The sequence below is a fragment of the Paracidovorax sp. genome (assembly GCF_057642795.1).
Genome location: NZ_JBXYZY010000001.1, coordinates 438462 through 461045, shown reverse-complemented (window position 1 = coordinate 461045; position 22584 = coordinate 438462). Strand labels below are relative to the sequence as shown.

22 protein-coding genes are annotated in these 22584 nt (G+C 67.1%); 17 read left to right on the top strand and 5 right to left on the bottom strand.

Annotation, left to right across the window (positions count from 1 at the left end):
* Positions 1–142: 142 nt before the first annotated feature.
* The 15 genes from rpsA to AC3A84_RS02070 all read left to right on the top strand — a co-directional run bounded on the left by rpsA (position 143) and on the right by AC3A84_RS02070 (position 14443).
* The gene (gene rpsA, locus AC3A84_RS02140) at positions 143–1831 is read left to right on the top strand and encodes a 30S ribosomal protein S1 (protein ID WP_092936659.1); all 1689 of its coding nucleotides are present in this window, start codon (positions 143–145) and stop codon (positions 1829–1831) included.
* Positions 1832–1966: 135 nt separating this feature from the next.
* Positions 1967–2278 carry an integration host factor subunit beta gene (locus AC3A84_RS02135; RefSeq protein WP_092936661.1) on the top strand — a complete coding sequence of 104 codons (312 nt, stop codon included), beginning with the start codon at positions 1967–1969 and terminating at the stop codon, positions 2276–2278.
* Between the two features lie 164 nt (positions 2279–2442).
* On the top strand, positions 2443–2796 hold the full coding sequence (locus AC3A84_RS02130) for a LapA family protein (RefSeq protein WP_487968079.1): 354 nt from the start codon (positions 2443–2445) through the stop codon (positions 2794–2796).
* The gene (lapB, locus tag AC3A84_RS02125) at positions 2786–3943 is read left to right on the top strand and encodes a lipopolysaccharide assembly protein LapB (protein WP_487968078.1); all 1158 of its coding nucleotides are present in this window, start codon (positions 2786–2788) and stop codon (positions 3941–3943) included. The genes AC3A84_RS02130 and lapB overlap by 11 nt, the downstream gene beginning before the upstream one ends.
* A gap of 62 nt (positions 3944–4005) precedes the next feature.
* Positions 4006–4365: a ComEA family DNA-binding protein gene (locus tag AC3A84_RS02120; protein ID WP_487968077.1), complete on the top strand. Its 360-nt coding sequence runs from the start codon at positions 4006–4008 to the stop codon at positions 4363–4365.
* A gap of 133 nt (positions 4366–4498) precedes the next feature.
* On the top strand, positions 4499–7474 hold the full coding sequence (locus AC3A84_RS02115) for a monovalent cation/H+ antiporter subunit A (protein ID WP_487968076.1): 2976 nt from the start codon (positions 4499–4501) through the stop codon (positions 7472–7474).
* Positions 7474–7839, top strand: a complete 366-nt coding sequence (locus AC3A84_RS02110) for a Na+/H+ antiporter subunit C (RefSeq protein ID WP_343590184.1) — start codon at positions 7474–7476, stop codon at positions 7837–7839. The genes AC3A84_RS02115 and AC3A84_RS02110 overlap by 1 nt, the downstream gene beginning before the upstream one ends.
* Positions 7836–9575, top strand: coding sequence for a monovalent cation/H+ antiporter subunit D (locus tag AC3A84_RS02105; RefSeq protein ID WP_487968075.1), 1740 nt, complete (start codon positions 7836–7838; stop codon positions 9573–9575). Before AC3A84_RS02110 ends, AC3A84_RS02105 begins: the two co-directional genes overlap by 4 nt.
* Positions 9572–10069, top strand: a complete 498-nt coding sequence (locus AC3A84_RS02100) for a Na+/H+ antiporter subunit E (protein WP_487968074.1) — start codon at positions 9572–9574, stop codon at positions 10067–10069. The genes AC3A84_RS02105 and AC3A84_RS02100 overlap by 4 nt, the downstream gene beginning before the upstream one ends.
* A complete protein-coding gene (locus AC3A84_RS02095; RefSeq protein WP_487968073.1) occupies positions 10066–10347 on the top strand; it encodes a K+/H+ antiporter subunit F in 282 nt (93 codons plus the stop codon). Before AC3A84_RS02100 ends, AC3A84_RS02095 begins: the two co-directional genes overlap by 4 nt.
* The gene (locus AC3A84_RS02090) at positions 10344–10715 is read left to right on the top strand and encodes a Na+/H+ antiporter subunit G (RefSeq protein ID WP_487968072.1); all 372 of its coding nucleotides are present in this window, start codon (positions 10344–10346) and stop codon (positions 10713–10715) included. The genes AC3A84_RS02095 and AC3A84_RS02090 overlap by 4 nt, the downstream gene beginning before the upstream one ends.
* Positions 10716–10807: 92 nt before the next feature.
* Positions 10808–12652, top strand: a complete 1845-nt coding sequence (locus tag AC3A84_RS02085) for a M14 family metallopeptidase (RefSeq protein WP_487968071.1) — start codon at positions 10808–10810, stop codon at positions 12650–12652.
* A 36-nt stretch (positions 12653–12688) separates the two neighbouring features.
* Complete coding sequence (gene crcB / locus AC3A84_RS02080) at positions 12689–13078, top strand: fluoride efflux transporter CrcB (RefSeq protein ID WP_487968070.1); 390 nt, start codon at positions 12689–12691, stop codon at positions 13076–13078.
* A gap of 98 nt (positions 13079–13176) precedes the next feature.
* Complete coding sequence (locus AC3A84_RS02075; protein ID WP_487968069.1) at positions 13177–14040, top strand: LOG family protein; 864 nt, start codon at positions 13177–13179, stop codon at positions 14038–14040.
* A 16-nt stretch (positions 14041–14056) separates the two neighbouring features.
* Entirely contained in the window at positions 14057–14443 is a 387-nt protein-coding gene (locus AC3A84_RS02070; RefSeq protein WP_487968068.1) for a RidA family protein, read from the top strand.
* A gap of 9 nt (positions 14444–14452) precedes the next feature.
* Here the strand turns inward: AC3A84_RS02070 and AC3A84_RS02065 are convergent, their stop codons facing one another.
* The 5 genes from AC3A84_RS02065 to AC3A84_RS02045 all read right to left on the bottom strand — a co-directional run bounded on the left by AC3A84_RS02065 (position 14453) and on the right by AC3A84_RS02045 (position 20361).
* Complete coding sequence (locus tag AC3A84_RS02065) at positions 14453–15646, bottom strand: MFS transporter (protein ID WP_487968067.1); 1194 nt, start codon at positions 15644–15646, stop codon at positions 14453–14455.
* A gap of 1 nt (position 15647) precedes the next feature.
* Positions 15648–17375, bottom strand: coding sequence for a DNA recombination protein RmuC (locus AC3A84_RS02060; protein ID WP_487968065.1), 1728 nt, complete (start codon positions 17373–17375; stop codon positions 15648–15650).
* Positions 17376–17453: 78 nt separating this feature from the next.
* Positions 17454–18440: a 2-hydroxyacid dehydrogenase gene (locus AC3A84_RS02055; protein ID WP_487968064.1), complete on the bottom strand. Its 987-nt coding sequence runs from the start codon at positions 18438–18440 to the stop codon at positions 17454–17456.
* 95 nt (positions 18441–18535) lie between these two features.
* Complete coding sequence (gene pncB, locus AC3A84_RS02050) at positions 18536–19756, bottom strand: nicotinate phosphoribosyltransferase (protein WP_343590174.1); 1221 nt, start codon at positions 19754–19756, stop codon at positions 18536–18538.
* Between the two features lie 125 nt (positions 19757–19881).
* Positions 19882–20361, bottom strand: a complete 480-nt coding sequence (locus tag AC3A84_RS02045) for an acyl-CoA thioesterase (protein WP_487968226.1) — start codon at positions 20359–20361, stop codon at positions 19882–19884.
* Positions 20362–20606: 245 nt separating this feature from the next.
* Between AC3A84_RS02045 and AC3A84_RS02040 the strand changes: the two genes are divergently transcribed.
* Both AC3A84_RS02040 and AC3A84_RS02035 read left to right on the top strand, forming a co-directional pair.
* Positions 20607–21167 carry a phasin family protein gene (locus AC3A84_RS02040; RefSeq protein WP_487968063.1) on the top strand — a complete coding sequence of 187 codons (561 nt, stop codon included), beginning with the start codon at positions 20607–20609 and terminating at the stop codon, positions 21165–21167.
* A gap of 314 nt (positions 21168–21481) precedes the next feature.
* The gene (locus AC3A84_RS02035) at positions 21482–22531 is read left to right on the top strand and encodes an extracellular solute-binding protein (protein WP_487968062.1); all 1050 of its coding nucleotides are present in this window, start codon (positions 21482–21484) and stop codon (positions 22529–22531) included.
* The last annotated feature ends 53 nt before the right edge of the window (positions 22532–22584 follow it).

The window sequence follows — 22584 nt, the reverse complement described above, 5'->3', positions numbered from 1 at the left end:
CAAGCCGGCGTCGCGCAATACGCGCCCGGCCCCCGTGGTTTTCAACCTAACCGCGGCTCCCCAGCCGCAAAACCTCCGCAGGCAGTCTTAGAAACGGTGGCAATGGTGCTCCCGGAAACCTGTTTGCGGCTCTAGGAAATACATGTCTGAATCTTTTGCCGCCCTTTTTGAAGAGTCGTTGTCGCGCACCGAAATGCGCCCCGGCGAAGTCATCACCGCGGAAGTCGTGCGCGTCGAGCACAACTTCGTCGTGGTGAACGCAGGCCTCAAGTCCGAAGCCTACGTGCCGCTGGAAGAGTTCAAGAACGACAAGGGCGAAGTGGAAGTCCAGGTCGGCGACTTCGTCTCCGTGGCCATCGGCTCCATCGAAAACGGCTATGGCGACACCATCCTGTCGCGTGACACCGCCAAGCGCCTGGCCTCCTGGCTGGCGCTGGAAAAGGCCCTGGAATCCGGCGAATTCGTCACCGGCACGACCAGCGGCAAGGTCAAGGGCGGCCTGACGGTGCTGGTCAACGGCATCCGCGCCTTCCTGCCCGGCTCCCTGATCGACACCCGTCCGATCAAGGATCTGACCCCCTACGAGAACAAGACCCTGGAATTCAAGGTCATCAAGCTCGACCGCAAGCGCAACAACGTGGTGCTGAGCCGCCGCGCCGTGGTGGAAGCCTCCATGGGCGAAGAGCGCGCCAAGCTGATGGAAACCCTCAAGGAAGGCTCCATCGTCCAAGGCGTGGTCAAGAACATCACCGAATACGGTGCGTTCGTCGACCTGGGCGGCATCGACGGCCTGCTGCACATCACCGACATGGCATGGCGCCGCGTGCGTCACCCCTCCGAAGTGGTGACGGCTGGCCAGGAAATCACGGCCAAGATCCTGAAGTTCGACACCGAGAAGAACCGTGTCTCGCTGGGTCTGAAGCAAATGGGCGACGACCCCTGGATGGGCGTCTCGCGCCGCTACCCCCAAGGCACCCGCCTGTTCGGCAAGGTCACGAACATTGCCGACTACGGCGCGTTCGTGGAACTGGAACCCGGCATCGAAGGCCTGGTCCACGTGTCCGAAATGGACTGGACGAACAAGAACATCGCTCCTTCCAAGCTCGTGTCGCTGGGTGACGAAGTCGAAGTCATGGTCCTCGAGATCGACGAAGACAAGCGCCGTATCAGCCTGGGCATGAAGCAGTGCAAGGCCAACCCGTGGCAAGAGTTCGCCCAGAACACCAAGCGCGGCGACCGCGTGAAGGGTCCGATCAAGTCGATCACCGACTTCGGCGTGTTCGTGGGTCTGGCTGCCGGCATCGACGGCCTGGTGCACCTGTCCGACCTGTCGTGGAACGAGCCCGGCGAAGCCGCCGTGCGCAACTACAAGAAGGGCCAGGAAGTCGAAGCCATCGTGCTGGCCGTGGACGTGGACCGCGAACGCATCTCCCTGGGCATCAAGCAGCTCGACGGCGACCCGTTCACGACCTTCGTGACCGTGAACGACAAGGGCCAGACGGTGACCGGCAAGGTCAAGACCGTCGATGCCCGCGGCGCTGAAATCGACCTGGGCGAAGACATCGTCGGCTACCTGCGCGCTTCGGAAATCTCCCGCGACCGCGTGGAAGATGCCCGCAACGTGCTGAAGGAAGGCGACGAAGTCACGGCCGTGGTGGTGAACGTGGATCGCAAGACCCGCAACATCCAGCTGTCGATCAAGCAAAAGGACATGGCCGACGAGCAAGGCGCCATGGCCAGCCTGTCGCAGCAATCGAGCCGCGAAAGCGCCGGCACGACCAGCCTGGGCGCCCTGCTGCGCGCCAAGCTGGACAACAACTCCGACAAGTAAGCCGGAGCAGCCTCACTAGCAGGCTCAAACCCGCCGGCGCTGAGCGTCGGCGGGCCGCAGCGGGCGCCTTGGGCGCCCGTATTTTTTGGCAGCCCCTGCACTGCCTCCGGTTCTGCAAAGAAGCCCTCCATTCCCATGACCCGATCTGACCTCGTCGAAGAACTGGCCGCACGATTCGGCCAGCTCACCCAGCGCGATGCCGAACATGCCGTCAAGACCATCCTGGACGCCGTGGGCGATGCCCTGGTGCGCGGCCACCGCATCGAGATCCGCGGGTTCGGCAGCTTTTCGGTGAATCGCCGCCCGCCCCGCATGGGCCGCAATCCGCGCAGCGGCGAGGCCGTCGCCATCCCCGAAAAGCGCGTGCCGCACTTCAAGCCGGGCAAGGCCCTGCGTGAAGCGGTCGACCAACGCACCGCCGAGCTGAAAGACGCTGCCGGCAGCTGATCAAGACGCTATCAAACATATAGCGCACTGCGTAGGTAGAACAAGCGCTGAAGGCCTTAAAGCCCTTGCGCCGCAGGCACTCCTGGCCCCGGGGCCGCGCAGTTCAGCAGGGCAACCCCTTCGAGGGTGCTGACCGTAGAATGCCCCCTCCACCGGGGAGACACATGAAATACCTTCTGTGGCTGCTCAAGGCAGCCATTTTTTTTACGCTCTTCGCCTTCGCGCTGAACAACCAGCAGGACGCCACTGTGCATTTCTTCTTCGGCACGCAGTGGCGCGCACCGATGGTGCTGTTGGTGCTGACGGCCTTTGCGGCGGGCCTGGTGATGGGCGTTCTCGGCATGGTGCCGCGCTGGTGGAAGCACCGCAGCGCTGCACGCAAGGCAGTGGCCGCGCATCCTGCGGCGCCCGCCGCAGCCTCCACAGGGGCTGAAGGCTCCACTACACCACCGGCGGCCGGCACCTACGCGCCCGCATCCCCTCTGACAACGCCACAACCCCCGTTCCATGGAATTTGATCTCAGCTGGATATTGCTCGGCTTTCCGCTCGCCTTCGGGTTGGGCTGGCTTGCATCGCGCTTTGACCTGCGCCAGCTGCGCGAAGAGAACCGCCGCGCGCCCAAGGCGTACTTCAAGGGTTTGAACTACCTGCTCAACGAGCAGCAGGACCAAGCCATCGACGCCTTCATCGAGGCTGTCCAGAATGACCCCGACACCTCGGAGCTGCATTTCGCGCTGGGCAACCTCTTCCGGCGCCGAGGCGAATACAACCGCGCAGTGCGGGTGCATGAACACCTGCTCTCGCGCGGCGACCTGAGCCGGGCCGACCGCGAGCGCGCCCAGCATGCGCTGGCGCTGGACTTCCTCAAAGCCGGCCTGCTCGATCGCGCAGAGGATGCCTTGCGGCGCCTCGAAGGTACGCCGTTCGAGAACCAGGCACGGCTGGCCCTGCTGGCGATCTACGAGCGCTCGCGCGACTGGCCGCAGGCCGCCGCCATCGCCAGCAAGATGCAAGGCTTGCATCAGGGAGATTTCGGCCCACGCCAAGCGCATTACCTGTGCGAACAAGCCCTGGCGCATGCAGCCCAGGGCGATCTGGCCGCCGCGCAGCGACAGCTGGAAGAGGCGATCGCCGCCGCGCCTGCAGCTCCCCGCGCCCGCATCGAACTGGCTCGGCTGCTGCAGCGCCGGGGTGATGCCGCGGGTGCGCTGGCCACGCTGCTGCGATTGGCGGAAGACGCCCCCATCGCCCTGCCTCTGGCGGCGGCACTGCTGGTGGAACTGGCCGGCGCCACCGGCCGCACGGACGAAGTGCGCGCCCTGCTGCTGCGCCACTACGAGCAAAGCCATTCGCTCGACCTGCTCGAAGGCATCGTGGCGCTGGACACGGCCTCCGCAGGCTCGCACGGCCCTGCCCGCGAATGGTATGTGCGCCACCTCGAAGCCGAACCCTCCCTGGTCGCCGCCGCAAAGTGGCTGGCGAACGAGCATTTCGACCATGAGGAATTCCACCCGCAGGTGCAGCGCGCGCTCGACGCCGCCACCAAGCCACTCACGCGCTACCGTTGCGCGGCCTGCGGCTTCGAGGCTCGCCAGCACTTCTGGCAGTGCCCGGGTTGCCAGAGCTGGGACAGCTACCCAGCCCGCCGGGTGGAAGAGCTGTAAACCCGCGATGGCCGCATCAAGACGCCTGACCGCCTGAACCCAACGAACCCAGGAAGGCCACCATGCACCCCAAGAAGTTTGCCATGACGGTCCTCTGGTCCTGGGGGGTCGCAGTCCACGGGGCCGCGCCGGTGGAGGTCAACCTCGCTACCGAGGCGCAGCTCGACAGCGTCCGGGGTGTCGGGCCGGCCACCACTGCACGAATCCTGGCTGCACGCAGCAGCGCGGCCTTCAAGGACTGGGACGACCTTATCGCGCGCGTGCCAGGCATCGGCACGGGCACGGCCAAGAAGCTCTCGGCAGAAGGCCTGATGGTCAACGGCGAAGGTTTTGCAGGCGTTCGGCCCACATCAGGCCAGGCTCCACAACCCCGGTCCGAGCCGGCAACGGGCGGCTCCGGCCCGCACGCCCCCGCACCTTAGGCGGGAGCCGGATGCGCTTCAGTGCGAGGGCTGAAGAGCCCCAGGCAACACCTCGCCAACCCACGGCCAATGGCCGTCTACAGCTAAGGTTTTCATAGCGGCCCGAGAGGCGTGCCCGTAGAATGAAACGCACATGCCACTGATCCTCCTCGTCCTTCTGCCATTCGTGGGCAGCGTGCTGGCCGCCCTGCTGCCCGCCAATGCCCGCAATGCCGAATCGACGCTCGCCGGTGTGATCGCGGTGGTCTGCACGGCGCAGGTGGCGCTGTGCTTTCCCGAGGTGGCCGCAGGCGGGGTGCTGCGGCAGGAGATCGCCTGGCTGCCCTCGCTGGGGCTGAACCTGGTCATCCGCATGGATGGGTTCGCCTGGATGTTCTGCATCCTGGTGCTGGGCATCGGCTCGCTGGTGGTGCTCTATGCGCGCTACTACATGTCGGCGGCCGACCCGGTGCCGCGCTTTTTCTCGTTCTTCATGGCCTTCATGGGCGCCATGACCGGGGTCGTGCTCTCCGGCAACATCATCCAGCTCGCCTTCTTCTGGGAGCTGACGAGCCTGTTCTCTTTCCTGCTGATCGGCTACTGGCACCACCGCAAGGACGCCCGCCGCGGCGCGCGCATGGCGCTCACCGTGACCGGCACCGGCGGCCTGTGCATGCTCGCCGGCATGCTGGTGATCGGCCACATCGTGGGCAGCTACGACCTGGATCACGTGCTGGCCGCCGCCGAGCAGGTGCGCCACCATCCGCTCTACCTTGCGGCCCTGGTGCTGGTGCTGCTGGGCGCGCTGACCAAGAGCGCGCAGTTCCCGTTCCACTTCTGGCTGCCCCACGCCATGGCCGCACCGACGCCGGTGTCGGCCTATCTGCATTCGGCGACGATGGTGAAGGCGGGCGTCTTCCTGCTGGCGCGCTTGTGGCCGGTGCTGGGTGACACCGAGCCCTGGTTCTGGCTGGTGGGCGGTGCCGGCATGTGCACACTGCTGGTAGGCGGCTACGCGGCCATGTTCCAGCACGACCTCAAAGGCCTGCTGGCCTACTCCACCATCTCGCACCTGGGCCTCATCACGCTGCTGTTGGGGCTCAACAGCCCGCTGGCGGCGGTGGCCGCCGTCTTCCACATCATGAACCACGCGACCTTCAAGGCCTCGCTCTTCATGGCGGCGGGCATCGTGGACCACGAATCGGGCACGCGCGACATCCGCCGGCTCTCGGGCCTGCGCACCATGATGCCGGTGACGGCCACGCTGGCGATGGTGGCCAGCGCGTCCATGGCCGGCGTGCCGCTGCTCAATGGTTTCCTGTCCAAGGAAATGTTCTTCGCAGAAACCGTCTATATCACGGCCACGCCTTTCATTTCCATGGCGCTGCCCATTGCGGCCACCATCGCCGGTGTGTTCAGCGTGGCCTATTCACTGCGCTTCATCGTCGACGTGTTCTGGGGCCCGCGCGCCACCGACCTGCCCCGCGAGCCGCACGAGCCGCCGCACTGGATGCGCGTGCCGGTGGAGCTGCTGGTGCTGGCCTGCCTGGTCGTGGGCATCTTCCCCTCGTGGTCAGTCGGCAAATACCTCGCCGCTGCAGCGCTGCCGGTGGTGGGTGGCGAGCTGCCCGAATACAGCCTGGCCATCTGGCACGGCTTCAACACGCCGCTGGTGATGAGCATCATCGCCATGGCGGGCGGCATCGCGCTCTACCTGCTGCTGCGCTGGCAACGCAAGGCCGGCCACGTGGATGCGCCGCCGCTCATGCACCGCATCAGCGGCCAGCGGATCTTCGAGGGCGCGATGGCCCTGCTCACGCAGGCAGGCCGCGCAGGCCGCCAGCTCCTCTCCACCCAGCGGCTGCAGTGGCAGATGCTCTGGCTGGTGCTGGCCTCGCTCGCGGCCGGCGCCATGCCGCTTTGGACGCAGGGGCTGCAGCTGGGCGACCGGGGCACGCTGGCGCTCTCGCCCACCTTCGTGCTGCTTTGGATACTGGGCGGCATCTGCGCGGTTACCGCCGCGTGGCAGGCCAAGTACCACCGGCTGGCCGCGCTCACGCTGCTGGGCGCAACCGGGTTGTGCGTCTGCATCAGTTTCCTCTGGTTCTCTGCGCCCGATCTGGCGTTGACGCAGCTGGTGGTCGAGATCGTGACCACCGTGCTGGTGCTGCTGGGCCTGCGCTGGCTGCCCCGGCGCGACGAAAGCCTGCGCGGTGCCGGCGTAAGCCAGGCCGCGGCGCGTGCGCGGCGCCTGCGCGATCTTCTGATCGCCCTGGCGGCGGGCGGTGGCATGGCCTGGCTGGCGTTCGCCATGATGAGCCGGCCGTTCGCCGACAGCACATCGACCTTCTTCCTCGAACGCGCGCTGACCGAAGGCGGCGGCACCAACGTGGTCAACGTGGTGCTGGTGGACTTCCGCGGCTTCGACACCTTCGGCGAGATCGTGGTGCTGGGCATCGTCGCGCTCACCGTGTATGCGCTGCTGCGCCGCTTCCGCCCCGCGCGCGAGACCATGGACCTGCCCGAGCAGCAGCGCCTGCTGCCGGCCGACCTGCAGACCGACCTGCTGAACCCGCGCAACGCCTCCGACACGGCCATCGGCTACCTGATGGTGCCCGCCGTGCTGGTGCGGCTGCTGCTGCCCTTCGCGCTGCTGGTGTCGTTCTACCTCTTCATGCGCGGCCACAACCAGCCAGGCGGCGGTTTCGTGGCGGGGCTGGTGCTGTCGGTGGCGCTGCTGCTGCAGTACATCATCTCGGGCACCGAATGGGTGGAAGCGCACCTGCCGCTCTATCCGCGCCGCTGGATCGGCGTGGGCCTGCTCTTCGCGCTGGCCACCGGAGCGGGCGCGGTGGTGCTGGGCTACCCCTTCCTCACCAGCCACACGGCGCACTTCACGCTGCCGGTGATCGGCGAGATCGACGTCGCCAGCGCGCTCTTCTTCGATGTCGGCGTGTTCGCCATCGTCGTCGGCTCTACCCTGCTGATGCTCACGGCCATCGCCCACCAGTCCGTGCGCGGCCACCGCTACCACGCGCGCCTGATGGAAGAGGCCGCCGAAGCCGCCGGAGGCGCTGAAGCCCCCGCCACGGAACCCGCCCCCAACCCACCCACCGCAGGAGGCCGCTGATGGAAATCGTTCTCGCCATCGCCATCGGCGTGCTCACCGGCTCGGGCGTCTGGCTGCTGCTGCGCCCACGGACCTTCCAGGTCATCATGGGCCTGTCGCTGCTGTCGTACGCGGTCAACCTGTTCATCTTCAGCATGGGCCGGCTGGGCCTGGCCGTTGACAAGGAGCCGGTGCTGATCGCCGGCGTGCCGCAGGATCTGCAGCACTACGCAGACCCCATGCCCCAGGCCCTGGTGCTCACGGCCATCGTCATCGGCTTCGCCATGACGGCGCTCTTCCTGGTCGTGCTGCTGGCCTCCCGCGGCATCGCCGGCACCGACCATGTGGACGGCGACCGCGCCAAAGACCTGCAGGAGATGCCATGACCGCCTGGGCATCCTTCATCTCCTCGCTGATGCCGCATCTGATGCTGGCGCCCATCATGCTGCCGCTGCTCACGGGCGCGCTGATGCTGCTGCTGCGCGAGGAGCGCCAGCGGCTCAAGCTCGGCGTGAACATGGCCTCCACGCTGCTGGGCCTGATCATCGCCATCGCCCTCATGCAGTGGACGCACAAGGCCGGAGCCCCCGCGTCGATGGGCGTCTATCTGCCGGGCAACTGGCCCGCGCCCTTCGGCATCGTGCTGGTGCTGGACCGCCTCTCGGCCCTGATGCTGGTGCTGACCAGCGGCATCGCGCTGTGCTCCATCGTCTTCGCCGCATCGCGCTGGCACCGGGCGGGCGTGCACTACCACCCGCTGTTCCAGTTCCAGCTGATGGGGCTGGCGGGCGCCTTCCTCACGGCCGACCTGTTCAACCTGTTCGTTTTCTTCGAGATCATGCTCGCCGCCTCCTACGGGCTGGTGCTGCACGGCTCGGGCCGCACGCGCATCCAGTCGGGCCTGCACTACATCGCCATCAACCTCGCGGCCTCGTCGCTCTTTCTCATCGGCGCCTCGATGCTCTACGGGATCACCGGCACGCTGAACATGGCCGACCTGGCGCGCAGCATTCCGCAGGTGGCCGCGGCCGACCGGGGCCTGCTGCATGCGGCAGCCGGCATCCTGGCCACGGCCTTCCTCATCAAGGCCGCCGTCTGGCCGCTCAACTTCTGGCTCGTTCCGGCCTACAGAGCGGCCACGGCGCCGGTGGGCGCGCTCTTCGCGCTCATGACCAAGGTGGGCGTCTATACCTTGCTGCGCCTCTGGACGCTGATGTTCAGCAGCGAGGCCGGGCCCTCGGCCCTCTTCGGCAGCCTCTGGCTCATCGGCGCTGGCATGGTCACCATGGCGTTCGCGGCCATCGGCATGCTGGGCTCGCAGCGGCTTGCGAATCTGGCGGGGTATGCGGCCATCCTCTCCTCGGGCACGCTGCTGGCGGCGGCCGGGTTCGGGCAGAACGTGCTCACTGCCGGGCTGCTCTACTACCTGCCCAGCTCCACGCTGGCCATAAGCGCCCTGTTCCTGCTGGCCGACCTGATCGACCGCTGGCGCAACGACGGCGCCTCGCTCGCACCCTACGAAACCGACGGCGACGCGCCCTTCCTCAACGCCCAGCTGATGCCCACCACCGGCATCAACCTGGACGAAGACGAAGTCGCACTCATCGGCCGCGCCATCCCGGCCGCCGCCGCCTTCCTGGGGCTGGCCTTCCTCACCTGCACGCTGGTGGTCGCCGGGCTGCCGCCGCTCTCGGGTTTCGTCGGCAAGTTCGCCATGCTGACCGCCCTGCTCAATCCGCTGGGCCTGGGCTCGTCGGCCGGCAACCAGCCGGGCCTGCCGGGCTGGACGCTGGTGGCCCTGCTGATCGCCACCGGGCTGATCGCGCTGATCGCGCTCACGCGGGCCGGCATCCGCCACTTCTGGGCCAGCCACGACCGGCCCACGCCGCAGCTGCGCGTGGCCGAGGGCCTGCCCATCGCCGTGCTGCTGGCCGCCTGCGTGGTGCTCACGGTGCGTGCGGAGAGCGTGATGCGCTACATGCAGGCCACGGCCAACGTGCTGCATGCCCCATCGACCTATGTGCGTGCGGTGATGTCGGCACGCCCCGTGCCCGGTCCCGCTTCGAGCGGCGTTCCATCCGAAAGCGCCGCCGCCCAGGGCATTTCCGGAGGCACGCCATGAGCCTGCTGCGCCGTATCTTTCCTGCGCCCTTGCTGTCGGCGGTGCTCTTCGCCACCTGGCTGCTGCTCAACGGCTCGCTCGGCGCCGGGCAGCTGGTGCTGGCCACGCTAGTGGCCGTCGTCATTCCGGTGCTGACGCGCGGGCTGCGGCCGCTGCCCGTGCGGGTGCGCAAGCCCGGCACAGTGCTGAGGCTGGCAGCTACGGTGGTCGCGGACACCGCCGCGTCCAACTGGGCTGTGGTGCGTTTCCTGGCCGTTCCGTCGCTGCGCCGGCATCCGTCCTGCTTCGTGCACATCCCGCTGGACCTGCGCGATCCCAATGCGCTCGCCGTGCTGGCGGTAATCGTCTGCATCACGCCCGGCACGACGTGGGCCGAGCTGTCGCTGGACCGCTCGGTGCTGCTGCTGCATGCGCTGGAGGTCGGCGATCCGCAAGAACTCATCGACCACATCAAACAGCGCTACGAACGCCCGCTGATGGAGATCTTCGAATGAACAGCCCGGTGCTCTCGTGGGCTCTGCCCATCGCCCTCTTCCTCCTGGCGCTGGCGATGGCCTGCAGCCTGATCCGCGTGCTGCGCGGCCCCTCGGCGCAAGACCGCGTGCTGGCGCTGGACTGCACCTATCTCAACGGCATGCTCGTCATGCTGGTACTGGGCATCTACTACGACAGCACCAACTACTTCGAGGCCGCGCTGCTGATCGCCCTGCTGGGCTTCGCCAGCTCCACGGCCATGGCCAAGTTCCTGCTGCGCGGGGAGGTGATCGAATGACAGAAAGCACGCTCCCGCTCTGGGCCGAGATCGCCATCGCCGCCCTGGTGCTGGCGGGCTCGCTGATCGCGCTCCTGGGCTCGCTGGGCCTGTTGCGGTTGAAGACGTATTTCGAGCGTGTCCACGCGCCCTCCGTCATCGCCACCATGGGCTGCTGGTGCATCATGTACGGCACGATCCTTTATTTCTCGCTGAAGAGCGGTGGTCTGGCCATCCACGCGCTGCTGATCGCGCTCTTCATCGCCATCACCGTGCCGGTGACCAACATCTTCCTGATGCGAGCGGCGCTCTTTCGTGCCCGCCGTGCAGGCAAGGACGTGCCTGGCAGCCTGAGCCGGAGCACGCACGGCGGCGAGCGCGACTCCTAATACCCGCACACCGCAAGCCACCGCACCGCTTCAGAAAAAATAGCACACCGCGCAGGCAGGACGCCCGCCGCGCGCCTATCGGAGCCTGATCCATGCCCAGCCCCACCGCCACCGAACGACCTGCCGAAGACCGGCTGCTGGTCGACGCAACCGTGCCGCGCACGTTGGCCATCTGGGTGGAGCGCTTCCGCCGCCCAGAATGGGCCGGCACGCATGTGCAGGGCTGGCTGTTCGAAGACGCGGCGGCGCGCCGCGCTGCCGAGCAGACCCTGGCCCGCGCCGGCGTGCAGGCTTGCTTTCACAGCGCCTACAAGCCGCTGCTGCACCACTTCCTGGAAGCACTGGACGTCGGGCGGATCGCCCAGGCCGTGGTGCGCTACCCCAACGCCGCGCCGGCTTCGGAACGGCGCTTCCTGATGGAGGCCTACCCGCTCGCCGGCCTGCTGCCCGAAGGCGCCCTGCGGTTCGAACCACTCGCCACGGCCTGTGGCGAAGACCTCGCCGCGCTGCATTACGAGGTCGAGGCCACGCTCGAGGACGGCAGCCTGCACCGCGCAAGCGTCTTCGCGCCCAACCGGCGACATACCGACGGGATAGGCCAGCTGCAGCTCTCGCCCACTGGCTGGCTGCGCGTGGGCAGCACGCCCGGCGCTGCCGACCGGCTGGACGCGCCCCAGGCCACCGACTATGAACAGCTCTTCGGCCTGGCCCTGCACAGCGTGCAGGCGCAGCCCTGGGGCCACGAGGAGCCGTATTTCGAGCGCCTTCAGATCCGCATCGACACACCCGGCCTGGAATACGCCCTGCCCGTGGGCGACGAACGGGTCAGCACGCACGAGGCACTGCATGAAGACCTCTACTTCTCGCTGCTCGAATGGTTCCAGCAGCACTCCGGCCGGCCGATGGGTGACCGCTGCCTGCAGCCCGGCCAGGTGGTTCCCGATGTGCGGCCGCTGGCGGCCGGCGCCGCGCCTCGCCTGCGCATCGAACTTCAGCGCTTCGACGTGGCAGCGCAAGACGGCGCCGCCTGGTCCGATGCCGATGCGCCCGGCCTGCCCCTGCACGCACTGAAGCAGGCCATCGCACCGGGCCGCATCGCCCAGCAACTGGACTCACTCACCCGGCCCGGCGTGCAGCGGCTGTGCGCCACATCGCGCCAGGGCCGCACCGTGCAGGGCCTCTACCAGCCGGGCAGCGGCGCGCCCGTGCTCATCAGCGCCGGCCAGCACGCGAACGAGACCTCGGGCGTGGTCGGCGCGCTGCGCGCCGCCCAGGCGCTGCAAAGCCAGCCCGGCGCGCACTTCGCGCTGATCGCCCTGGAGAACCCCGATGGCTACGCCCTGCACCGCGAGCTGGGCGCACAGCACCCGCACCACATGCACCATGCCGCGCGCTACAGCGCCCTGGGCGACGACATCGAATACCGCACCCCGCCCCTGCCGCTGCACGAGCGCGCAGCACGCGAAGAGGCGCTGGCGCTCTCCGGCGCTGGCCTGCACGTCAACCTGCACGGCTACCCAGCGCATGAATGGACGCGCCCGCTCACCGGCTATGTGCCCCGCGGCTTCGAGCCCTGGATGCTGCCCAAGGGCTTCTTCCTGATCGTGCGGCACCAGGCCGACCACGGAGACCGTGCAATGGCGCTCATCCAGTCGGTGACCGCAGCGTTGCGAGAGGTGCCAGGCCTCGTCGAATTCAATGCCCGCCAGATTGCGCTCTACGAGCGACATGCCGGCCCCATTCCGTTCGAGACGCTGCACGGTTTTCCCTACATCGTCACCGAACGGGCACACGACGCCGCCGTCACACTCATCACCGAGTTCCCCGACGAGACCGTGCATGGCGAGTCCTTCCGATTCGCGCACACCGTGCAAATGCATGCCACGCTGGCGGCCGTGGCCGCATGGCAACGCATTGCTGCCGGCCACGCGCACTGAAGCGGCGGGCACAGAAGACCACTAGCATTGCCGGTCATGCTTGCCGTTCTTTCCATCTCCATCGGTGCCAGCCTGGGCGCACTGCTGCGCTGGCAGCTGGGCCTGTGGCTCAGCACCGGCAGCTCGCTGATCCCGTGGGGCACGCTGGCCGCCAATCTCATCGGGGGCTACCTGATCGGCGTGTGCGTGGGGGCTTTCCAGCAGCTGCCGCAGCTCGATCCCGCCTGGCGTCTGGCGCTCGTCACCGGCTTCCTCGGCGGGCTCACCACCTTCTCCAGCTTCTCGGCCGAAGTCGTGGGCATGCTGATGCAGGAGCGTTGGCTGCTGGCCGGCGGCACGGCGCTGGTCCACGTGTGCGGCTCCCTGCTGATGACCTGGGTGGGCCTGCAGACCGTTGCACTGCTCTGGCCCGCACTGCGGGGCTGAGGCGCCCCGGCAGGGTTACTATCACTTCCGTAGCTGCATGCGCACAGTGCGCGGGCGCTATTGCCGGATTTGCCCCTCATCACTTTTCCCGTTTCGCCATGGAAGCCACCAACGACCTGAACGACAGCCGCCTGGCCAACGCCTGGGCCGAGCTGCAGAACCACGCCATCAGCGGCAACCCGCTGCATGCCGACGCCTACCGGCTCGCGTTCGCGGATCCCGAGTTCCTGCTGCGGCGGGAAACGCGCGGCATCCGCTTCCAGCTGGAAATGCTCAAGCCCGACCTGGGCCAGACTGCGCAAGGCATCGAAAACACCGTGGTGGTCTATGGCAGCGCGCGCTTTCTCGCGCCCGAGGAGGCGGCAGAGCAGCTGCAGGCCGCCGAGGCGAGCGGCGACGCAGCCCGCATCGCACGCGCCCGGCTGGCCGTGAAGAATGCCCGCTACTACGACCTGGCCCGCCAGTTCGCGCGCATCGTGGCCGAACACAGCGAGGCCCAGCCCCCGGCCGAGCGCCTCTACATCTGCACCGGCGGCGGCCCCGGCATCATGGAAGCGGCCAACCGCGGCGCGCACGAAGTGGGCGCGCTGAACGTGGGCCTGAACATCGCGCTGCCGCACGAGCAAAGCGGCAACCGCTTCATCTCGCCGTCGCTCAGCTACAAGTTCCACTATTTCGCACTGCGCAAGATGCACTTCATGATGCGCGCCAAAGCGCTGGTGGCCTTCCCCGGAGGCTTCGGCACGCTGGACGAGCTCTTCGAGGTGCTGACCCTAGTGCAGACCGGCAAGGCCAAGGCCGTGCCCATCGTGCTGTTCGGCTCCGAGTTCTGGAAGAAGCTGGTCAACTTCGATGCGCTGGTGGAGCAAGGCACCATCTCCGAAGCCGACCTGAAGCTCTTCCACTACGTTGACGAGCCCCAGCAAGCCTGGGACATCATCAAGGCCTTCTACGCGATCTGAGCCGGGGCCAAGGAACATGCAGCGCCGGCTCATCAGCTCCGGCTCCGTCTTCGAAGAGCAGATCGGCTACTCGCGCGCGGTCGCGCAGGGGCCGTTCGTCTTCGTCTCGGGCACCACGGGCTTCGACTACGCCACGATGACCATCGAAGACGGCGTCGCGGCCCAGGCCGAGCAGTGCCTGAAGAACATCGACCAGGCGCTGCACCAGGCTGGCTCCAGCCTGGCCGACGTAGTGCGGGTGACCTATGTGCTGCCCGACGGCGAAGACTTCGAGGCCTGCTGGCCAGTGCTGCAGAAGTACTTCGGCGCGGTGCGCCCGGCCGCGATGATGATCTCGGCCCGGCTGCTCGATCCACGCATGAAGATCGAGATCGAAGTCACCGCGATGAAGCAGCAGGGCTGACCGGCCCGCTCAGGGGCCGGCCGGCCCGGCGGCCTCCATGCGCCAGGCCATCCGCGCGCCCGCGCCCACCGTGGCGCCCACCACCCAGAAGAGCCCGCCCACGCCGATCAGCGCGCCGGCCGTTCCGAACAGCACCGGCATCAGCACGCTGGACGCGTTGATGGTCATCAGCCGCAGACCCAGCGCCTCGCCATGGCGGTGGTGCGGCGTGATCTGGTGCAGCATGCTCATGATCATGGGCTGCACCGAACCCAGCGAAAAGCCCAGCAGCACCGAGCAGATGCCCAGCGACAGCGCCGTGGGCAGCAGCGGATAGATGCCGAAGAGCAACGCGGACGCCACCATCGCGCCCGTCACCACCACCGCCTCGCTCAGGCGCGCGGCCAGCAGCGGCATCAGCATGCGCACCAGCGCCGCCGCGATGGCGAAGCCGCCCAGGATGGTGCCGATCACCGAGGCCGACAGACCGCGTTCATGCCCCAGCAGCGGCACGACGAAGGTGTGGACGTCCCAGCAGGACGAGAGCAGCCAGTTGACCAGCAGCAGGCGCCGAAAGCGCGGCTCGGCCAGCAGATCCCAGGCGCGGGGGCGCGGCCCGTCGGTGGACGCAGCCTCGACCGGCGGCAGCTCCACCGTGGCACGCACCCAGAACCAGGTGGCGAGCGCCAGCGCGGCCAGCAGGGCGAAGGCGGCGCGGTAGCCCGCCGTGCTGCCCGCGCCCTCCCCCACCAGCGCGCCCGCATGGTCGATCAAGAGGCCGGCGAAGAAGGGCCCCAGGAAGTTCGATGCCGCCGGCCCGATGGCCAGCCAGCTGAACACCCGGCGCAGCTGCGTGGCGTCGTGCGCGGCCCGGCCCACGTGGCGCTGCAGCGCGATCAGCGCCGCGCCCGAAGCGCCGCCGGTCATCAGCGCGGCCAGGCACAGCACCGGGAACACGGGGAACAGAAAGGCCAGCCCAGCGCCCGTGGCGGCCACCGCCACCGACCAACCCACGGGACGCTTGAGCCCGCGCCGGTCGGCATAGCGGCCGGCGGGCAGCGCCAGAAAGACCTGGGTGAGCGCGAAGAGCGCCAGCAGCAGGCCCACGGCCATCGCGCTGTAGCCCTCCCGCAGCGCGAGCAGCGGCGCGGCCAGGCGCATGCCGGCCATGCTGGCGTGGATGCAGATCTGCCCCAGGATCAGCCGCGCGAGCGCCCAGTTCACGTCACTCGCCCTCGTCCTCCAGCGACAGTCCCGTCTGCGCGGCCACGCCCGGCAGCGCGGTGCCCGCCGCCGTCGATGCCGTGGGCGCGGGCAGTTCCTGCACGTCGCGCAGCTTGCGCTGGATGGCGCGGGTGCGCACGCCCACGTCGTCGAATTTCTTGGCTGCCGCGTCGATGGACTTCTTGGCCGAATCGACGATCTCGCCGAACTTGGCGAACTCGGTCTTGACCGAGCCCAGCACGCCCCAGACCTCCGACGAGCGCTTTTCGATCGCCAGCGTCTTGAAGCCCATCTGTAGGCTGCTGAGCATGGCCGCCAGGTTGGCCGGGCCGGTGATCATCACGCGGCAGTCGTTCTGCACCGCCTCCACCAGGCCGGGGCGGCGGATCACCTCGGCGAAGAGGCCTTCGGTGGGCAGGTACAGCACGGCGAAGTCGGTGGTGTGCGGCGGCGAAACGTATTTGCTGAAGATCTTCTTGGCTTCGAGCTTGATGGAGGTCTCGAAGGCATTGCCGGCAGAGGCGATGGCAGCCTTGTCGGCCGCGTCCTGCGCGTCCAGCAGGCGCTGGTACTGCTCGACCGGGTACTTGGAGTCGATGGGCAGCCAGACGGGTTTTTCGTCCTGCCGGCCCGGCAGGCGGATCGCGAATTCGACCAGCTCGTCGCTGCCCGGCACGGCCTTGACGTTGCGCGCGAACTGGTCGGGCGTCAGCACGTTCTCGATGATGGCGCCCAGCTGCATTTCGCCCCAGGTGCCGCGCGTCTTCACGTTGGTCATCACGCGCTTCAGGTCACCCACGCTGCCGGCCAGGGTCTGCATCTCGCCCAGGCCCTTGTGCACCTGCTCCAGCCGGTCGCTGACGAGCTTGAAGGACTCACCCAGTCGCTGCTCCAGCGTGGCGTGCAGTTTTTCATCCACCGTGCGGCGCATCTCTTCGAGCTTGGCCGTGTTGTCGGCCTGGATGGCAGCGAGCCGCTCGTTGAGCGCGCCGCGCAGCGCCTCGGCGTTGTGCTGGCTGCCCTGGGCCATGGCGCCGAGCTGTTGCGAGACGGCGTCCTGCAGGACCGCGAACTGGTTGCGGATCTGCTGGCCGTTGGCGTCCAGCTGGTCCTTGAGCGCGGCGGACACGGTGCCCAGCTGCGTGTGGATATCGCCCTTGAGCGAGTCGAGCGTGCCGCGCGTGGCGGCGGTGAGTGCCTCGAAGCGCTCCTGAATGCGCTGCTCGAAGAGCTGGGTGCTTTCGGCCATGGCCTCGCGCGAACGGGCGCTGTCGGAGGCCAGCTGCTGCGCGGTCTGCGTGAGCTCGGTGCGGAAGGCGGCCAGCGTTTCCGACAGCTCCTTGCGCGCCACGGCCGCCTCGGACTGCCCCTGGGCCAGGCGCTGCTCCAGCTTGGCCTCGAAGGCGCCGAAGGCGGCCAGTAGCTCGGCGCGGCCGGTGCGCGATTCGGCCACCGCCTGCGCCAGGCGCTCATCGACCGCGCCGCGCAGGCTCTCCAGCGTGCCCTGCGTCAGTTGCGTGAAGCCGCTCAGCTGCTGGCCCACGGCGTCCAGTGCGCCGTCGTTCTTGGCCACCGACAGCTGCGTGGCCTGCACGCCGCGCTCCAGCGCCTGCAGGCGCTCCAGCCATTCCGGCGGCAGCTCCACGCGCGGGCGGCGCAGCAGCACGGCACCCACCAGCACGGCGATGAGCAGCAGCAACGCCAGGGCAAGAATCATCTCGAAGTTCATGTCTCAATAACTACAAAAAAGATAGCTGTCAGCCCTTTTAAAATAAGGGCTGACAGCTGATTTCATCCAAAAAGACAGTCAGGCGCCCCGCCCGGCGGGCGTGTTCACCGGGGTGAGCGGCCCGCGCCCGTCGAAGAAGGCGATCAGGTTGTCCGCCGCCAGGTTGGCCATGGCCAGCCGCGTGGGCACGGTGGCGCTGGCGATGTGCGGGGTCAGCACCACGTTGGGCACCTCGAGCAACGCCGGATGGACCTCGGGCTCGCCCTCGAAGACGTCGAGACCGGCGGCGGCGATGCGCTTTTCCTTCAGGGCCACAGCCAGCGCCGCGTCATCGACGATGCCGCCGCGCGCGATGTTGATCAGGTTGGCCGTAGGCTTCATCTGCGCCAGCTCCGCCGCGCCGATGGTGTGGTGCGACTGCGGCGTGTAGGGCAGCACCAGCACCAGGTGGTCGGCCGTGCGCAGCAGCTCTTCCTTGCCGACGTAGCGCGCCTTGCACTCGGCTTCCAGCTCCGGGCTCAGGCGCGAGCGGTTGTGATAGATCACGTTCATGCCGAAGCCGTGCGCGCCCCGGCGGGCGATGCCCTGGCCGATGCGCCCCATGCCCAGAATGCCCAGTGTGCTGCCGTGGATGTCGCTGCCGGCGAACAGGTCGTAGCTCCAGCGGGTCCACTGGCCGGCACGCAGGTAGTGTTCGCTCTCGGTCACGCGGCGGGCCGTGGCCATCAGCAAGGCGAAACCGAAATCGGCCGTGGTCTCGGTCAGTACGTCGGGCGTGTTGGTGCCCTGCACACCGGCAGCGGTCATGGCGTCCACGTCGAAGTTGTTGTAGCCCACGGCCATGTTGGCGGCGATCTTCAGCCGGGGTGCGGCGGCCAGCAGGCCTGCATCCACGCGCTGGCTGCCCGTGGTGAGCACGCCGTCCTTGTCCGCCAGGCGCTCGGCCAGCTCCGCGGGGGACCAGATCACGTCATCGGGGTTGGCCTCGACCTCAAAGTGCTGCGACAGGCGCTCCACCACTTCGGGAAAGATGTTGCGGGCGATGAGGATGCGGGGCTTGGACATGGCGGAAGTCATCCTTTGGAAGAGCGGGAAAGAAACAGCCGGGCCGCAGCAGGCGACCTTCTGCGCTGACGCAGCGTGCAGCGGAGGCGCTGCGTTCAGGCTGCGGAGGGAATCTCGAACACCTGCCTTAGATAGGCCAGGTATTTCTCGTCGTCGCACATGCCCTTGCCGGGTGTGTCCGACAGCTTGGCGACGGGCTGGCCATTGCAGCGCGTCATCTTGATGACGATCTGCAGCGGCACGTGCGCAGGCGGATCGCCCAGGTCGTTGGTCAGGTTGGTGCCGATGCCGAAGGCCAGCTGGCAGCGGCCCTGGAACTGGCGGTAGAGCTCGATGGTGCGCGGCACGGTGAGCGCGTCGCTGAAGATCAGCGTCTTGGTCAGCGGATCGACGCGGTTCTTGCGGTAGTGGTCCAGCAGGCGTTCGCCCCAGGCGAAGGGGTCACCGCTATCGTGCCGGGCGCCGTCGAAGAGCTTGCAGAAGTACAGGTCGAAATCGCGCAGGAAGGCCGTCATGCCATAGACATCGGAGAGCGCGATGCCCAGGTCGCCCCGGTATTCGCGCGCCCACATCTCGAAGCCGAAGATCTGGCTGTCGCGCAGGCGCGGGCCCAGGGCCTGGCAGGCCTGCAGGTATTCATGCGCCATGGTGCCCAGCGGCGTGAGGCCCAGCTTCATCGCATACAGCACGTTGCTGGTGCCGGCGAACTGACCCGGCGCCGTGCGGCCGTCGGGCTTGCGCTCGGCCGTGCCCAGGCGAGCGCAGAGTACGCGCAGCACTTCTTCGTGCCAGGCGCGACTGAAGCGCCGGCGCGTGCCGTAGTCGGCGATCTTCAGGTCCGCCAGGCCTTCGCCCTGCAACTGGGCGATCTTCGTATCCAGCCGGCGGCGGCCCTGCGGGAAGTCGGGCACCTTCTGGGTGTTGCGGAAATACACCTCGTTGACGATGGCCAGCACCGGGATCTCGAAGAGGATGGTGTGCAGCCACGGCCCCTGGATGGAGATGTCCAACTCGCCAGAAGGCTGCGGCGTGATGGTGATGTACTTCTCGTTGAGCTTGAAGAGCGCGAGGAAGTCCACGAAGTCGCTCTTGATGAACCGCAAAGACCGCAGGTAGGCCAGTTCGGCATCCTGGAAACGCAGGCTGCACAGCGACCGGATCTCGTCGCGGATCTCGTTGGCATATGGCGCAAGGGACACGCCCTGGTTCCGGCATTTGAACCGGTATTCGACCTGCGCTCCGGGGAACTGGTGCAGCACCACCTGCATCATGGTGAACTTGTAAAGGTCGGTGTCGAGCAGGCTGGTGATGATCATGTGAACGCCGCGGGAGGATTCCGCGGATCAGGCTGGCGCGCCGGGCGGCGCTTGTCTCTCACGCCATTGTGGCATCAAGGCGGCAGCCTCACCGGGCAGAGGACAACCCCTTCCGCCTGCCGCCATCACGCTGGCGGCGCCCCCACCCGCAGCGGCTGCAGCGCAGCGCGGAGTTCAAGGGGCAGCGCGCAAGGACGGCGATGCTCTCGATCGACATACACATGCACGAAGTGGCCGCAAGCCGCCGTCATCGAGGCGCCTTGCGCAAACAGGCCCACTTCGTAGCGCACGCTGCTCGTGCCGATCCGCGCCACACGGATACCCGCCTCCACCGTCTGCGGGAATGCCAGCGGCTCGAAGTAGTTGCATTGAGTCTCGATCACCAGCCCGATGGTGCCACCCTGATGAATGTTCAGCGCGCCCTGCTCGATCAGATACGCATTCACGGCCGTGTCGAACCAGCTGTAATAGACGACGTTATTGACGTGACCATAGGCATCGTTGTCCGCCCAGCGTGTTCCGATGGAACGGAAGACGGCGTAGGCGGAGCGGGGCTGCGGAACAGGGCGCGCCAACGCGCTGGGGATCTCATCTTGCTGAGGCATGGTGCCCGGCATTTTCGGCAGTTTCATCGCAGGCTGCAGACCGCTGGGTGACAACCAGGCGACACGGGCCCCGGATGCACAAATGGAGTGCGCCCTCTAAAATTGCTGCACTGCAACAAAAAGGCTTGCGGCGCTGGACGAAGTCTCTAAAATTTAACCCATGCTGCACTGCAACATGAAAAGTCAGATTGCCGCAGATGAGTTCTTCCCAACCGCTTTCAAAGCACCTTATCAGGAGATACGTCATGTCCCTCACCCCCGAACAATTGCTGGCCTCGCACAAAGCCAACCTGGAAACCCTGTTCGGCTTGACGAACAAGGCCTTTGAAGGCGTCGAAAAACTGGTCGAGCTCAACGTGACGGCATCTCGCGCGGCCCTGTCCGAAGCCGCCAGCCACACCCAGGCCATGCTGAGCGCCAAGGACGCGCAAGAACTGCTGGCCCTGCAAGCGAGCCTGTTCCAGCCCCTGGCTGAAAAGACTGCCGCCTACAGCCGCCACCTGTATGACATCGCTTCGGGCACCAGCACCGAAATCGGCAAGACTTTCGAAGCCCAGGCCAACGAAGTGCAACGCAACTTCAGCAACATGGTGGATACGGCCGCCCGCAACGCTCCTGCCGGCACCGAAACCGGCGTGGCCGTGTTCAAGAGCGCAGTTTCCGCGGCCAACACCGCCTACGAATCCGTGCAAAAGGCCGTGAAGCACGCCAGCGACGTGGCCGAAGCGAACTTCAGCGCTGTCGCCAACACTGCGACCAACGCTGCCAAGTCCGCCACGGCCAATGCCGTGCCGCGCAAGCGCTGATCCACGAGGCGCGCGGCTACCACCGTAGCGGCTCGCCTCAACAGTCGTCGCCGGACGAGCGCACACACGGCGCGCACCGGCCACACGGTTGTCTCCTTGGACTCCTCGGAAGACTGCTTCAGGAGTCCCTTGAAAGCCCGACACGTCACTTGTCGGGCTTTTTTTCTTTCCGCAGTCACTGCATCACGGCACGAGACGCACAGCGGTGTGGCTCAGTATCAATACCTTGCCGGACTTGGGCCATTGTTAAGAACCATTCGCGTTCAGACTATCATGCACGGCGTTCCAAGCTTCATTCCTGAAAGAACTTTGTCATGCAGACTGTCGCGAAATCGTTTCTCACCATGTGCCTGATGGCTGCGGCCGGCGTCGGCGCCGCACAGGAGCAAGTCGTCAACCTCTATTCGGCCCGGCACTACGCGACGGACGAAGCGCTCTACTCAGGCTTCACCAAAGCCACGGGCATCAAGGTCAACCGCGTCGATGCCGACGACGCCGGCATCATGGCGCGGCTGAAGGCCGAAGGCGCCTCCTCCCCTGCCGACGTGATCCTGCTGGTGGATGCGGCCCGGCTCTATCGCGGCGAAGCCGACGGTCTCTTCCTGCCGATCAAGTCCAAGGTGCTGGAAGACGCGATTCCCGCCAACCTGCGTGCCAAGCCCGATGCAAACGGGGGCATCCCCTGGTTCGGCCTCTCCACCAGGGCGCGGGTCATCGTCTACAACAAGGCCAAGGTCAACAAGGAGGATGTAGACACCTACGAAGAACTGGCCGACCCCAAGAACAAGGGCAAGGTCTGCATCCGCTCCGGGTCACACCCCTACAACCTGAGCCTTTTCGGGGCCGTGATGGAACACATGGGCGAACAGAAGACCGAAGCCTGGCTCCAGGGCGTGGTCACCAATCTGGCCCGCGCACCCAAGGGCGGCGACACCGACCAGATCAAGGCCGTCGCCTCGGGAGAGTGCGAGATCGCTGTCACTAACAGCTACTACCTGGCCCGCATCCTGCGCTCTGGCAAGCCCGAAGACACTGCCGTCGCCAACAAGGTCGGCGTGGTGTTTCCCAACCAGCAATCCTGGGGCACCCATCTGAACATCGCGGGCGGAGCCGTGGCGCGCCATACCCCGCATGAGGCCAATGCCATCAAGTTCCTGGAGTACCTGGCCAGCCCACAGGCCCAGAATTACTTTGCCAACGGCAACAACGAATGGCCCGCAGCCAAGGGCGTGGATCCCGCCAATCCCGCCCTCCAGGCGATGACAGACGGAAAGCCGTTCAAGAGCGAAACCATTCCGATCAGCGCAGTCGGCGCCAACACCACCAAGGTACAGCAGATGCTGGACCGGGTCGGCTTCCGCTGAGCATTGCCAACACTCCCGCCCTCCGCACAGCCCGGCTTGCCGGGCTTTTTTGC